We start from the raw sequence: 15,307 nt of genomic DNA, 5'->3' as shown, positions 1-15,307 counted from the left end.
CTATTCTAAAAAGTGTTCAATGCTTCCGTTATGACCTCATAAACCTTCTGAAGCTCTCCTTTTTTAATTACATAGGGCGGCAATACATAAACGGTATTCCCTAAAGGTCTTAATAAAACACCTCTTTCTAAAAAGAAGCTATATAGCTTATCTCTTAAATTACCGTAACGTTCTGTTTCTATATTTAAGTCAATGGCCAAAATTACACCCATTACCCTTACTTCAGCAACTTTTGGGTGTGATTTAATTTCTTGTACATAGGTATTGTGAGCCATATTAATAGCTGACCTTTTCTTCACAATTTCTGGAGAGTTCAATAATTTAATACCTGCCAAAGCTGCTGCGCAACCTAATGGGTGAGCACTGAACGTATGAGCGTGGAAAAAACCTTTATGTACCTCATCACTTAAAAATCCGTTATACACCGCTTGAGAACAACTAGTAATACTTAACGGGAACATACCCGCCGTCAAAGCCTTGCTCAAACACATGATATCTGGCTTGTTTTCCAAATAATCAGAGGCAAAATTTTTACCCGTTTTACCGAAACCGGTCATTATTTCATCGGCAATACATAAAATATGTTCTTCTTGACAGATTTCTATTAATTCATTTAAACCTTTAGCCGAATGGAATTTCATGCCGGCCGCACCTTGTACCAATGGTTCAAATACGAAAGCGGCGCATTTATTTTTCTTTAGTATTTGAGAGAGCAGCTGTTTAATCTCATCCAAATTGTCTTCTGTTGGAACGGGAATACGTTCTACTTTTAACAAAAAATCTTCAAACGGACCGTTATATGATGATAGTCCCGATGCACTCATTGCACCAAACGTATCGCCATGAAATCCATCCTCAAAAGCAATTAATGTATCTCTTTTCTCTCCTTTATTATGAAAAAATTGAAATGCCATTTTTATTGCTGCCTCTACGGCCGTTGAACCATTATCGTTAAAGAAAATCTTAGCCTGATTGTTAGGCAATATTTCCATTAATTTTTCAGATAATTCAATTGCAGGTTCATGCGTTAATCCGCTAAACATTACAAAGTCTAAGGTTTGCATCTGTTGTGTAATCGCAGAAACAATCTGTTCATTGGCGTGGCCGTACATTACCGTATACCAAGAAGCGATCGCATCTATATATTCATTTCCATCTTCATCGAACAAGACAGCTCCTTTAGCCTTTACAATAGGCAGCTGGGGTTTTCCCAACTTATGTTGTATGAGCGGGTGCCATAAATGTTTTTTATCTCTATTGGATAGATTTTCTACAGTCATAGAATTTATAATTCGCCATTTTATCTATCTTGCAAAGATCGGGAAATAAACTGCAATAATCAGATGCCCTTAGAAAGAAACAGAAATGCACTTTTAGCTTTTTCCCAAATGAAGGATACTACGGTGTTCTTATTACTCTCATTAATTACACTATTTATTCGATTTCCCTTTTTCTTTAGAGACTATGTAGATCGTGACGAAAGTACCTTTATTCTTCTAGGTCAATCTTGGGTTGACGGATTTTTACCTTATACCCAGTTGTGGGACCTAAAACCACCTTTAACTTTTGCTTTTTTTGCGGCTATCATATCCATATTTGGCAAAAGTTTTGTTGCCATACGCTTTGCCGGTGTAGTTTTAGTAGCTATAACCGCATTCTTTACATATAAAATAGCATTGACCCTAGTCTCTAAAAAGGCGTCTGTATTCATAGGGATAATCTGCGTTGTTCTGCTAAGCCTATTTGGCAGCTTACAAGGGGTAATGTCAGAACATATTTGTATGGCTTACTTTGTACCGTCTATCTATCTTTTGCTTTCAAAAAATTCTAGCTTTTCCATATTTTTATCTGGTATACTAGTGGGTGCAACGGTAATGGTTAAGCTAAACATGGCTTTCCCAATTCTGTTCTTAGGACTTTTCTTATGCTATGAGTCCAATTTCACTAACAGAAAAACAAGCTTTGTACAGGTTGTCTTATTTGGTACCGGAGCCCTAACCATTATTCTGGCCACGGTAACCCCATATTTTTTGAACGATATAACGTATACCTGGTGGGAGTCCGTAATTCTTGCTCCTTTAGAATATACGGAAGCTAGACGTTATTCTGTTTTTAAACTAGCACCCATCTTCGTTATTACAGCTGTATTTTTGTTTTATGCCCATAAAAGTAAAAATCTAGACTTTAAGAATAGAAATATACAGCTGTTATTGATTACCATTATAGGTGTATTATTTTCTTTTGCAAAAGGAGGAAGAATCAATGGCCATTACCTAATTCAGCTACACCCAATGCTTTTAATTTTAGTAGGTGTTGTTGTTAGCAACCTTATTACAGTTCATAAACCAAAAATACCGGCTTACTTAGCCGTAATTGGTCTATTGATTCCAGCCGAAAGTTATCTGGAGTACGCAAATGTTATAAATAATAAGATTGAAAAAGGCACTATTTTCAATGGTGAAGGTTTTTCTGCCCCACAATTCATTTTAGAAAATCAACTTGAAACCAAGAACGTACTATTCTTTGAATATCATATTGGTTATTGGAACTTAGGCACCTTACCACCAACTACCGCCTCTACACATCCTAGTAATATTTGTAGGGATGAACTTTTTACCTTTTTCAAAAATCCGAGAAAAAAGTCTATTGAAGAATTAAAATTTATCATGGAAGAACTACAACCAAAAACCGTTGTCATTAGAAAAGGTAAACGTATTTTAGATAAAAAAGAAGTTGAGGAAAACCAGTACATAGATAACTACCTTGCCCAACATTATACATTATTTGCAACGGTAGATAATGCCATTATTTTACAGCGATTATAAGGTTTGTAATATTCCTTGAAATTTGTCGGCATATTTTTTAATAACCTCTTTTGTGAATTCTTTTTCTTCGTCTATTCTACCAATTAACGACACACCGGTTTTATGTAGTATGATATTCTCCGTATGCGGATTTGCTTCTCCACTGAACAATACCGAAACTTCATATCCTTTATGTAACAACCATTGTATTGTCAATAAAGAATGGTTGATACTGCCCAAATAATTTCTAGATACCACAACCACTTTATAATCTGGCATTATAATATCGAACATGGTATCTTCATCATTAAGTGGCACCAATATACCACCAGACCCTTCTATGATCAAATTATTATCCGTTTCTGGCTCGTTAATGTGAAACCTATCTATAGTGACACCTTCAATCTGGGCAGCAGCATGCGGACTCATGGGCAATTTAAGATTATAACTGCTTGGGTGAAACTTAGACCTATCATTAGATATTAAACGTTTTACCTTATCCGTATCCGTATTATCTAAATCTCCAGCCTGTACCGGTTTCCAATAATCGGCTTTCAATGCTTCAACAAAAATTGCTGATGCAATAGTTTTACCTACCTCGGTTGAAATTCCTGTCACAAAAATCTTTTGCATATTTTCTTACTTTGAATTAGTGATCATGTTACAATTTAGGCACTTATATTTTCTTTTCTCGAAAAATGGAAAAAGTTTATAAAATATACCCTTACTGTTATAATATGGCTCTGATCTCTGGGCTTTGCAATTAGGACAAACAATGGGTTTTCCATTATTATCCAAGGCGTACGTTCTAATACTATTATAGATAGCAATTGCCCTTTCTTTATCTTTAGAATATACTTGCAACTTTACCCCACCAATGGCATTACTGATCAATGGATCTGAGTTCAAGGTGTTCTCATCCCTAAGAAAAACGGGTATACCCTCAGATTCTAGCTTACCTTTAACAATTTGTACATCGGCAACATATTCAAAAGATGCCAATTGATAGAATTTATTCTCCATAGACCATTACATATAACTAGCCAATAATTTTACCAAAAGCCCAATCTCTTCCTTTGAATTATAACTATGTAAACAAATTCTTAACCGTTCTTGTCCTACTGGTACCGTTGGCGATAGAACAGCTTTTAAATTAAAACCTTTATCCAGCATCTTATTCGCTACTTCTTTTGCGTTTTTAGAACCAGGTATAATACAACCTTGAATAGCAGAATCACTTGGCAAAAAACAAGCTTCTAATTTATGTGATGCTACTTGTTTTTTAAAGTACTCAATGTTTTCAAATAGTAATGTTCTAGGTGCTTTACCAAGTTCATCTAAAAATTCATGAGCAGTTATAATTGTAGCCAATGAATGTGGTGTTAGGCCAGTAGTATATATAAATGATTTTGCAAAATTAACTAGATAATCTTTCAAATCTTCAGAGCCAAGTATTGCTGCACCATGGCAACCAAATCCTTTCCCAAAAGTTACCGTTCTAGCAAAAACATCTTTTTCCAATTTCAACAATGGCACCATTCCTTCTCCATTATTACCCAATACCCCAACCGCATGAGCTTCATCCACTATTAGACAATACTCATTTGATTTCGCATATTTAGCAAAGGCTTTCAAATCAGGAGAATCTCCGTCCATGGAAAAAATGCTTTCCGTTACAATAAAAACCGTGTATGTTTCATGTTCATTTCTAGCTACATTCAAAACTATTTTTTCTTTTAAACCAGCAAGATCGTTATGTGAAAAACTATAAGATTTAGCATTGCTTAAACGCAACCCTTCTCGTATACTAGCGTGTATATACTCATCATAAAATACCAGGTCGCCTTTTTGGGGAAGAGTACTAAATAGCCCTATATTGGCATCATACCCAGAATTAAAAACCAATGCCGCATTAGATTTGTAAAAGGTGGCCAATTGAGATTCTAACCTAGTAAATAATTTGTGATTTCCAGATAATAATCTTGACCCGCCAGAACCATTTGAGGCAACACTTTCAGTCAATAATAATTGAAAAGTTTTGGAAAATAAGGTCTCGTTAGTAGCAAAACCTAAATAATCATTGGATAAAAAATCAATTAGACCTTCTGTGGTATTAAGTGTACGTAAAGTACCTTCTTTTTTACGCGTTTCTAAAACGCGCTTTAATCTATTAGGCAGTTGACTCATAGCACAAAAATAACTTTTCTATGAAAGGATTATAACCAAATTGAAAATTTCATGAAATTTTTCTACCATCTTATCAATATCACTGATAATCCTTTAAGGTTTTGATTGAAAACGTTGCAAATATTCATTTATCAACCTGATAGATAATCACTTAGATAATCATAAAATTTAGGTGTATTGAAGAAAAAATCAATTAAATGCATTGATAAACAAACTTAAATACTATTTTTGCCTCTTTTTTTAAAGAAATTTCTTACTATTATTTTAGAATATTAGAATAAGTAACTATCTTCTTACAAAGATAACCATGAAAGGGAGAAATATTTTAAATACTAATAGATTAAAAGCATTGATTTCTTTTGATGTTATGGATACTAATCCAGAAGCTATCTATGACGAAATTACATCTTTAGCCGCTTCTATTTGTAATACCCCTGTAAGCTTAATTTCATTAGTTGATGATAAAAGGCAGTTTTTTAAATCGCACTTCGGATTTGAAGGTAATGGTACTCCTTTAAAAGAATCTTTTTGCAAGCATGTTATTACCGACGATTTAGATGTACTAGTAGTAGAGGACACTCATGCAGACAAACGATTTCAAGACAATAAACTTGTTACAGAAGACCCCAATGTAGGTTTTTATGCCGGTGCCTCATTAACCACAGCCGATGGACACCGACTTGGTACATTATGTGTTATCGATTATGAATCAAGGCAACTTAATGAAACTCAAATAGACGGACTACAAACATTGGCCAAACAAGTGGTTCATCTTTTAGAATTACGAAAAGCGAAAAAAATTGAACAAGACCAAAAAATTGAACTTGAGAAAAAGGGTCGACTTTTAGATAACATTGTTTCTGCCACCGGCATAGGGTTTTGGGAACGTAATTTCGCAAACGATACCTTTACTTTAAATCCACAAGGCATTGACATTTTAGGCATAGATCCCAATACAGTAAAAAATTTTACAACCGATGACTGGTTTAAACTAATTAACCCTGAGGATGTAGCTGAAGTTGAGAAAAAAATGCTTCAATGCTTACAATACCCATCTAAAGATTGTAGCGTACAATACAGATTCCTACAAAAAAATGGGGAATTTAAATGGATACTTGAAAAAGGTAAAGTATTAAAATGGAACAAAGCTAAAGAACCGTTAGTTATGTACGGTACTTTACAAGATATAACAGAGAAAAAAAGCTTTACAACCGAGCTTCGTAGGGTCAAGAACAACCAAGAGGCTATGATCAATAGCACTAGGGACCTTATGTGGTCTATAGATTTGGATTTTAAACTAATTACAGCCAATACCGCATTTCACGAACTGGTTAAAAAAATCCAAGGTGAACCTTTCAATGAAGGAGACTCTGTTTTTTCTACAAGCGTACCTAGTAGTATTACGGAAAAATGGAAATCTTATTATACCAAGGCAATTAAAACTGGTAGTTTTTCGGTCAAACAGAAAATACAAGACCCCAGTAAATTTTGGACGACATATGGATTAACCTCCTTTGATTTAATGTATAACAAAGAGGGGGAAAAAATAGGGGTTACCTGTTTCTCAAAAGACATTACCTCAGAAATCTTATCTCAGCAAGTTTTATTAAGTGCAAAAGAGGAGATGCAAAAAATAATGGACACTTCTTTAGATATCATATGCACCCTTGATGAGGAAGGATACTTTTTAAGTATTAACAGAGCTGTAGAAGATATATGGGGGTATGCACCAAAAGATATTATTGGTACTAGATATAATGAACTGATACACGAAGAAGATATAATTTCAACAGAAGAAAATGCCGAATTTGTTTTGTCCGGAAATAAAGTAGTCAATTTTGAAAATAGATACGTTCATAGAGATGGTCATGCCGTACCTATGCTTTGGTCCTCTAACTGGGATGAAAAAGATCGTGTATATTATTGCATAGCCAGAGATAATACCGAAAAGAAAAAAGCGGAACTTCAATTAGAAAATAGCGAACGTAGATTTAAGACTTTGGTACAAGAGAGTAGTGATATCATAACTATACTAGATGCCGAAGGTAATTTCAAATATGTAAGTCCAAGTTCTACCAGGGTTATCCAAATTAGTCCAGAAGAATTTGAAGGACAAAACGCTTTCGATTACATACATCCAGATGATTTAGAGCGTGTAAAAACACAGTTCAACAAAATAACCCAAAATGGTTCTATAAAGATAGAACCGTTTAGATTTAAAAATAAACTGGGTGAATGGCGATGGTTTGTTGCCAATGTATCCAACCAAATACACGAACCTTCAATTCAAGGGGTTATTATAACCTCTAGAGATATTAATGACACCAGAATTGCAAAAGAACAACTAGAGCAAAGTGAACGCAGATATAAAACCTTAGTGCAAGAAGGCAGCGATATGATCTGTATTATGGATGAAAATGCCAACTTCACATATGCAAGTCCTACTTCCACAAAAATCTTGAATATTACGCCAGAACAATTTATGGGTACTAATGCATTCGATTATGTGCACCCAGATGATTACAATATAGTGTTTAATGAGTTTATTAAAATTCTAAAAGTTAACCAGGTAGCCATTAAGCCATTTAGATTTAAACATGGGGACGGACACTGGATCTGGTTAGAAACTATTGTTACCAACAAAATAGACGAGCCATCATTAAAAGGAATTGTGGTAAATTCTAAAGATGTTACCACCAAGGTTCAACATCTAAATGCCATTGAGGAACAAAATGCCCAATTGAAAAAAATTGCATGGACCCAATCACATATCGTTAGAGCTCCAGTAGCAAGATTAATGGGCTTGGTAGACTTATTAAGAGACGATAAAGAAAAATTAAAGCTTGAAGAAAGAGAGCAAATTCTCAATTATATAATTACATCGGCAGATGAAATTGACAATGTTATTAAAGATATTGTAGACAATACCATTAATGCCATCGATTTAGACGAAAATAAATGAATTATAAACTTATAATAATTGAGGACGATCCCATTTTTACATTTTTACTGGAAAAAGGAATTGATCATGCCGAACTACAGGGTGAAATAATAAATTTCTCAAATGGAAAGCCTGCAATAGAACATCTCAGCAATTCCTATTCGAAATCCCATAATTACATTATTTTTCTTGATTTAAATATGCCGATAATGAACGGCTGGGAGTTTATGGATAAATTAGAATCTATTGCAACTACAGATAATTGTATGGTATTTGTGCTTACTTCTTCTGCATATAGAGATGATATTGAACGTTTAAAGAAAAAGTCATTGGTATCGGATTTTGTAACCAAACCAATTACAGAATTTCATTTAAAAGGTATTAAAGATAACATTATAGAAAAATTCGAAAAAAACGGAATTGTATAAGTCCCACCTACTTATCACCCCATATTTTCATTTTAGAATCCATTTTTCCAACATTCATTTACCAGCTTCATTATCTTAGCTAAAAATCTAAGATATGCGCTATCTCACCCTTTTACTTTTTTTAGGATTACATATTTCAAGTATTACCGCACAATCTAGTACCTATGTAATATCATTTGATAATGCGGTACATCACGAAGCCGATATTTCAGCAACCTTCAACGAAATAGTTGAAGACACTTTATCACTTAGGATGAGCCGCACATCACCAGGTAGGTATGCACTTCATGAATTCGCTAAAAACGTATATAACTTAAAGGCATTTGACAGTAAGGGCGATGCACTACCCATTTCAAAAAACAACCCATATGAATGGCTTGTTCCTAAACATGATGGCACTGTAAAAATCACCTATACACTTTATGCCAATAGAGCGGACGGAACGTATTCTCAAATTGATGATACACACGCCCATTTGAATATACCGGCAACCTTTATGTACGCCCCATCCCTAAGCACAAGAAAAATCACTGTAGATTTTAAAACCAGAGATGATTTAAATTGGAAGATAGCTACACAATTACCTTTAATAAAAAACAACACCTATAGCGCTCCAAATCTGCAATATTTTATGGATAGCCCAACCGAATTAAGCAATCACAAACTAAGGGAATTCAATGTAGACGGGCAAACCATAAAATTAGCGTTACATGATCCATGTACCGAAGAAGAAGCATCCACATATTTTGAGAAAGTAAAAAAAGTGGTTCTTGCCGAAAAAGAAATATTCGGAGAGCTACCCGCATTTGATTATGGTTCTTATACTTTTATTGCTTGCTATGTACCAAATGCTTCCGGTGATGGCATGGAGCATAGAAATTCTACAATTTTGACCAGCACCAGAACATTATCAAATGGTGGTATGGATAGAAATATAGGGACCGTTTCACATGAGTTTTTTCATAGCTGGAATGTGGAACGTATTAGACCAAAATCTTTGGAACCGTTTAATTTTGAAGAAGCAAACATGAGTGGTGAATTATGGTTTGCAGAGGGCTTTACAAGTTATTATACCAACCTTATTTTATGCAGGGCAGGTTTAATTACACCTGAAAAATATGTAGAAGGATTAACAGGTACTTTTAACTATGTATGGAATTCACCTGCAAGACAATTCTATAACCCTATAGAAATGAGTTACCAAGCTCCTTTTGTAGATGCGGCAACTTCCGTAGACCCAGTTAATAGAGAAAATACCTTTATTTCATATTACTCTTACGGCAGTGTTCTTGGGTTAGCTTTAGACTTACAACTGCGCACTGAAGGTCTTAATTTAGATGATTTTATGAAGCTGGCTTGGTCAACCTACGGTAAAACCGAAAAACCTTATACCATTGAAAATTTGAACGAACTATTGAACACGTACGCTGGTAAAACATTCGGTAATAACTTCTTTAATAGTTTTGTTTATAAAAGCGAAATGCCGCAGTATAACGAACTATTTAAAACAGTTGGCATAAGTATGTCTCAAAATGCAGAAATAGCCTATTTTGGTGCCGCTGTATCTATAACAGATGATATAAACGGTAAAATTGGAAGCAATACCAAAATTGGGAGTCCGGCTTACCTTGCCGGATTAGATAAAGACGATATCATTACTTCAATAAATGGAGAATCATTCCCTAATGGAATTCAATTTAATACGTTTATCAATGAAGGATTCAAACCAGAAGACACTCTTTCAATAACTTTTTTAAGAGATGGTATGGAAAGAAAAACTGAGGTCATTTTAACCTCTGAACCAAACTATGCCATCAACTTAGTGGAGAAAAATGACAAAGCTCCTTCTAAAAAAGTATTAAAAGCCCGCCAAGCTTGGCTAAAAGTTGAATAAATGAGCTTAATATATACCACCGCCACAACCAAAGAAGAATTAATACAAATTCTTTCTTTACAACAGATGAACTTAAAATCAGCTGTTTCCGATCTAGAAATGCAACAAGAAGGATTTGTAACCGTACATCACAATTTAGATGTGCTAACTAGAATGAACAACGCCTGCCCCCATATTATCGCAAAAGATGGTGATAAAGTAGTAGGTTACGCACTTTCAATGACTGATGATTTTAAAGATGAAATTTCAGTTTTAAGACCAATGTTTACTGAACTAGAAAATGTAAACATTCAAAATTTTATTACCATGGGGCAAATCTGTGTTGCCAAGACCCATAGAAAAATGGGTATTTTCCGTGAACTCTATAACGCCATGAAAAAAGCTTCTTACCCAAAATATGATGCCATAATTACCGAAGTTGATGCTACAAACAGCAGGTCATTAGGTGCACATTACAACGTTGGTTTTGAGAAAATTTGCACTTATCATTCTTTAGGTCAAGACTGGGAATTGATTTCTTTGAAGACATCATAATCCAATAAATTTTATTTTTATTATTGTTTTTCGATAATTTTTATATATTTGTTATCGTTAAACAATACTTTTATAAGTATGAAAATATTCGGTCCAAAATCACTTTCCACCTTCTTCTATTACATTTTTAGAAGTATTTCAATTGTACTCTTAGCTTTTCTAACCTATATGGAATTTGCTTTTATTACCGATAGATTTACAATTAAAGACGGTAGATTTGATATGAAAGTTCCCTTAATAGGAAGCTCTATACAAGGTGATTATCAGTTTAGCGACATCCTAACCATTTCCCTAACTTTAATTTTTGGTATTTTACTTCTTTACCTGCTTTCTAACATATTTAAAGCATTGGAAAAGAGGATCATATTTAACAAAGGCATTATTCAAAATCTAAAATTCTTAACCATTTTAAATTTAATAATTGGTCCTATTTTATACTTTCTTATTCAATTTCCAATAATGCATCATAATAACTTTGGCAATATCCACAATCTTATTCTCCTGATTATATTTGGAATGATTTCCCTGTTTTTAACCTATGTATTTCAGAAAGGGTATACCGTACAATCAGAAAACGACCTAACCATATAACTATGAGTATCGTCGTTAACTTAAATACCGTATTAACAGACCGTAATTTAAAAAGCAAAGAACTGGCTGAAATGATTGGTATTACCGAAGCTAACCTATCCATACTTAAATCAGGTAAAGCAAAAGCCATACGCTTTTCTACACTGGATGCTATTTGTAAGGCATTAGACTGCCAACCTGCCGATATTCTTGCTTACGAAAAGGAATAAAAAAAGGCTACACTTTTAAGTGTAGCCTTTATAATTTATAATAAAATGTACTAATTAATCCGCTAGTACAATTACTTTATTATTCTTAAGTTCAATAGTACCACTAGAAATTTCTAAGACCGTATTCCCGGCAGGATCTTTAGTGAACTTAGACGCATACTCTTTATCCAGAGTTATATTGCCCGCAACTTTCACCTTTCCCTCTTGTAATAAAGAAACAATTGGAGCGTGATCTTTTAACATCTGAAACTCACCATTTATACCAGGTACTGTAACTGATGTTACTTCGCCAGCAAATAAGGTTGCTTCTGGTGATACAATTTCTAAATACATATCTCTTTTACTTATGAGTTATGAGCTATGAGTTTCAATTCTGAACTCTAAACTCTGAACTTAATTACGCTTCGGTCAACATTTTTTCACCAGCCTCAATCGCTTCTTCGATAGTACCTTTAAGGTTAAAAGCTGATTCTGGCAAGTGATCTAATTCACCATCCATAATCATATTAAATCCTTTGATAGTCTCTTTGATATCAACTAAAACACCCGGTATACCTGTAAACTGCTCTGCTACGTGGAATGGTTGAGATAAGAAACGTTGTACACGTCTTGCTCTACCTACCGCAGACTTATCTTCTTCAGATAATTCTTCCATACCTAAAATGGCGATAATATCCTGTAGTTCTTTATAACGCTGTAAAAGCTCTTTTACTCTTTGCGCACATGCGTAATGCTCTTTCCCTAAAATTTCAGCTGTAAGAATTCTTGAAGTCGAATCTAAAGGATCTACCGCAGGGTAAATACCAAGCTCGGCAATTTTACGTGACAATACAGTTGTTGCATCTAAGTGAGCAAAAGTTGTTGCCGGTGCTGGATCCGTTAAATCATCCGCAGGTACGTAAACCGCTTGTACCGAAGTAATAGAACCTCTTTTAGTTGACGTAATACGCTCTTGCATAGCACCCATTTCCGTAGCCAACGTAGGTTGGTAACCTACCGCAGATGGCATACGACCTAATAACGCCGATACCTCAGAACCTGCTTGCGTAAAACGGAAAATGTTATCTACGAAGAAAAGTACATCTTTCCCTTGACCATCACCTGCTCCATCACGGAAATATTCAGCAATTGTCAACCCTGAAAGTGCAACTCTAGCACGTGCTCCAGGTGGCTCGTTCATTTGACCAAAAACGAATGTCGCTTTTGAACCTTTCATAGCTTCTTTATCAACTTTCGTCAAATCCCATCCACCATCTTCCATAGAGTGCATGAAATCATCACCATACTTAATAATACCAGATTCCAACATCTCACGAAGCAAATCATTTCCTTCACGAGTTCTTTCTCCTACTCCTGCGAATACCGAAAGACCACCATGACCTTTAGCAATGTTGTTGATCAATTCTTGGATCAATACCGTTTTACCTACTCCGGCACCGCCAAATAATCCAATTTTACCACCTTTTGCATAAGGTTCGATCAAATCGATAACCTTAATACCAGTGAACAAAACTTCCGTAGATGTAGAAAGATCTTCGAATTTTGGAGCTTCTCTATGTATTGGAAGTCCGGCTTCACCTGCTTTAGGCAAATTACCAAGACCATCGATAGCATCTCCGATTACATTGAACAAACGACCATATACGTCATCACCTACCGGCATTTGAATCGCACTACCTGTAGCCACTACTTCAACCCCTCTACTAAGACCATCGGTAGAATCCATAGAAATAGTTCTTACCGTATTCTCGCCAACATGAGATTGAACTTCCAAAACCAATTTTGATTTGTCCTTATTGACAATTTCCAAAGAATCATAGATTTTAGGAAGATCTGCACCTGATTGAAATTCTACATCAACTACGGGGCCAATGATTTGCGAAACTTTACCTGTAACTTTTGACATTACTTATATGTTTATATATTACGTTTAATAAAACCTGAAAAATATGCTCTCATTTTCAGGCTGCAAAGATATAGTTTTCAATTTTAAAGAAAAACTGTTTTTTTTCTTTTTTACAAAAGTAAAAAGGTGCCCTAAAAGCACCTTTCCTAAATTCATATTTTACACACAATTATTGTAGTGTTGCCGGGTAATTCGTAGGATAATCCCCTACGTTCAACAAATTACCGGATTCTTCAAAATTAGAACCATACGTTGCATCTATTGCCTTCATGAATTCATTAGCCAACAATGCATATCCTCTTGCAGTTGGATGTATACCATCTAAAGAGAATGCGCTACCAGTTACCAAATTTGAGGTTAATGTAAAATCACCACTTGTTATACCTCCATTCGCCAATTGGTTCAATAGTCCATTTGCATCAACCAGAGCTAAACCTGCTTGATTAGCCGTAGCTTCTATAATTTGATTGAAAGCCGCTGTAGCCACGGCAATTTCTTCTTGCTCACTAGGAATCAACACCCATTTATCTTCTAAAGGCAATGAAATACCTTCCACTGAAAACTGACCTGCCAATGTCTGTGGTAAACCTGCAGCCATAAGAGCAGCAACGGATTCTGTATTTATCGTTCCTATAATAGAAGAGCTTGGTAATACGAACAAATCATCTGCAGTTGCTTCTCTGGTTTGCCCATAAGTACTACCCAATAACCCCGCCACTAAAGGCGCAGCTTCTACCGGCAGTCCAAAAGATTGTACAAAAGCCGGAAATGTAGGACTTGCACTAAGTACACCAGCTATTTGAGCTGACAAATCGGTCAAAGTTTCATCTCTTATTACGACTTCACTTGCCGCGGTTGTGGAAAATTCTATGGAGCGCTCTGGCACACCCAAGAAAGCATACACTTGATTCAATTGCCCAAAAATGCCATTTAAAGTAGCAATTTGATCTCCAAAATCTGGATTGGTAGGATCTAATGGGTTATGTGGCACTGTTGTAAAATGAGGCACATCTGTAACATTAGGAATGTTGGCAACGACCCCTTGAGCACCACCTGCAGTTAACGTTGCGATCAAAGCTCCATAACTACCATCAAAACCTTGACCTGGCGCACCGGAAATAGGTGTAATAGGATCTGTTCCGTCACCTCCTGTAGTGGCATATCCTAATACATCATTATTACCTATCCATAAAGAGAAAAAACTAGGGGACTGACCAACTGCCATTTCTAAAACGCTAATATCTGGCGTGGCGCCGGTCATTCTTACAAAATAAGGATTAGCAAGACCTAATTGTACGTTAGCTATATTACCATATCCCGGTGCTAACAAATGAAAACTTTTTGCACCAGGCACCCCTAGGTTATTAAAAGGTCCTGTTGGGTTATTTAAAGCAATATCCGTGGTAACGGTTACATCCCCAATTAAAGATTCTAAAGAAACGGGACCCGCTCCACCAAATACTAGTCTAGGATCTTGTATTCTAGTACCCGCAAGTGCAAGACCACCAATATTATCATTGGTTAAAGGTTGACTAAAACTACCTCCACCTGCAAGGCTAAATTTTTGCGATAACAGATTGGGCATAGACAATGTCTGACTAGCTTGAAATAAAGCTCCATCTGTAAAACCTGCCGTTAAAGAGTTACCTAATGAAACATAATTAGAGAAATCTGCAGAACCAGCAGTTAACGCAGGCAATTCCTCTACAATGACCTCTGGTTCTAAATCAACATCTTCTGGGTCGTTACAAGCCGTAAAAGCCAAGACACCTAAAGAAATATATAAATATTTTAAGTTTTTCATTTCAACTTT

The 15,307-nt window shown here is 35.3% G+C and carries 14 protein-coding genes; 7 read left to right on the top strand and 7 right to left on the bottom strand.

Going from position 1 to position 15,307, the window contains the following annotated elements; all coding sequences use genetic code 11:
• Positions 1-5 precede the first annotated feature (5 nt).
• The gene (gene bioA, locus CSC80_RS07915; protein ID WP_099190896.1) at positions 6-1,280 is read right to left on the bottom strand and encodes an adenosylmethionine--8-amino-7-oxononanoate transaminase; all 1,275 of its coding nucleotides are present in this window, start codon (positions 1,278-1,280) and stop codon (positions 6-8) included.
• Between the two features lie 63 nt (positions 1,281-1,343).
• Here bioA and CSC80_RS07910 point away from each other — a divergent pair, with 63 nt between their 5' ends.
• Positions 1,344-2,825, top strand: a complete 1,482-nt coding sequence (locus CSC80_RS07910) for a glycosyltransferase family 39 protein (protein WP_099190894.1) — start codon at positions 1,344-1,346, stop codon at positions 2,823-2,825.
• Here CSC80_RS07910 and bioD read toward each other — a convergent pair.
• From bioD to CSC80_RS07895, 3 genes are read right to left on the bottom strand one after another with little or no spacing between them, the layout of a single operon-like run.
• Complete coding sequence (bioD, locus tag CSC80_RS07905) at positions 2,820-3,437, bottom strand: dethiobiotin synthase (protein WP_099190892.1); 618 nt, start codon at positions 3,435-3,437, stop codon at positions 2,820-2,822. The two genes, CSC80_RS07910 and bioD, sit on opposite strands and share 6 nt — an antisense overlap.
• Positions 3,438-3,443: 6 nt before the next feature.
• Positions 3,444-3,827, bottom strand: coding sequence for a DUF2007 domain-containing protein (locus CSC80_RS07900; RefSeq protein ID WP_099190890.1), 384 nt, complete (start codon positions 3,825-3,827; stop codon positions 3,444-3,446).
• Between the two features lie 6 nt (positions 3,828-3,833).
• Positions 3,834-4,991: an aminotransferase class I/II-fold pyridoxal phosphate-dependent enzyme gene (locus tag CSC80_RS07895; protein WP_099190888.1), complete on the bottom strand. Its 1,158-nt coding sequence runs from the start codon at positions 4,989-4,991 to the stop codon at positions 3,834-3,836.
• A gap of 307 nt (positions 4,992-5,298) precedes the next feature.
• Between CSC80_RS07895 and CSC80_RS07890 the strand changes: the two genes are divergently transcribed.
• From CSC80_RS07890 to CSC80_RS07865, 6 genes are all read left to right on the top strand, one after another.
• Positions 5,299-7,953, top strand: a complete 2,655-nt coding sequence (locus tag CSC80_RS07890; protein WP_099190886.1) for a PAS domain S-box protein — start codon at positions 5,299-5,301, stop codon at positions 7,951-7,953.
• Positions 7,950-8,360, top strand: coding sequence for a response regulator (locus CSC80_RS07885; RefSeq protein ID WP_074670377.1), 411 nt, complete (start codon positions 7,950-7,952; stop codon positions 8,358-8,360). Before CSC80_RS07890 ends, CSC80_RS07885 begins: the two co-directional genes overlap by 4 nt.
• 94 nt (positions 8,361-8,454) lie before the next feature.
• Positions 8,455-10,254 carry a PDZ domain-containing protein gene (locus CSC80_RS07880; RefSeq protein ID WP_099190884.1) on the top strand — a complete coding sequence of 600 codons (1,800 nt, stop codon included), beginning with the start codon at positions 8,455-8,457 and terminating at the stop codon, positions 10,252-10,254.
• Positions 10,255-10,788: a GNAT family N-acetyltransferase gene (locus CSC80_RS07875; RefSeq protein WP_099190882.1), complete on the top strand. Its 534-nt coding sequence runs from the start codon at positions 10,255-10,257 to the stop codon at positions 10,786-10,788.
• A gap of 78 nt (positions 10,789-10,866) precedes the next feature.
• Positions 10,867-11,379 carry a DUF2975 domain-containing protein gene (locus CSC80_RS07870; protein WP_099190880.1) on the top strand — a complete coding sequence of 171 codons (513 nt, stop codon included), beginning with the start codon at positions 10,867-10,869 and terminating at the stop codon, positions 11,377-11,379.
• 2 nt (positions 11,380-11,381) lie between these two features.
• Positions 11,382-11,588: a helix-turn-helix transcriptional regulator gene (locus CSC80_RS07865; RefSeq protein WP_058104853.1), complete on the top strand. Its 207-nt coding sequence runs from the start codon at positions 11,382-11,384 to the stop codon at positions 11,586-11,588.
• Between the two features lie 54 nt (positions 11,589-11,642).
• Here CSC80_RS07865 and CSC80_RS07860 read toward each other — a convergent pair whose 3' ends face one another.
• From CSC80_RS07860 to CSC80_RS07850, 3 genes are all read right to left on the bottom strand, one after another.
• Positions 11,643-11,921, bottom strand: a complete 279-nt coding sequence (locus CSC80_RS07860) for a F0F1 ATP synthase subunit epsilon (RefSeq protein WP_099190878.1) — start codon at positions 11,919-11,921, stop codon at positions 11,643-11,645.
• Positions 11,922-11,985: 64 nt separating this feature from the next.
• Positions 11,986-13,494: a F0F1 ATP synthase subunit beta gene (gene atpD, locus CSC80_RS07855; protein WP_058104851.1), complete on the bottom strand. Its 1,509-nt coding sequence runs from the start codon at positions 13,492-13,494 to the stop codon at positions 11,986-11,988.
• A 169-nt stretch (positions 13,495-13,663) separates the two neighbouring features.
• Positions 13,664-15,298, bottom strand: a complete 1,635-nt coding sequence (locus tag CSC80_RS07850) for a G-D-S-L family lipolytic protein (RefSeq protein WP_099190876.1) — start codon at positions 15,296-15,298, stop codon at positions 13,664-13,666.
• Positions 15,299-15,307: the final 9 nt, after the last annotated feature.

Origin of the sequence: Maribacter sp. 6B07, assembly GCF_002700155.1 — a bacterium.
Lineage (GTDB): Bacteria > Bacteroidota > Bacteroidia > Flavobacteriales > Flavobacteriaceae > Maribacter > Maribacter dokdonensis.
This window is presented reverse-complemented; position numbering and strand designations above follow the sequence as displayed.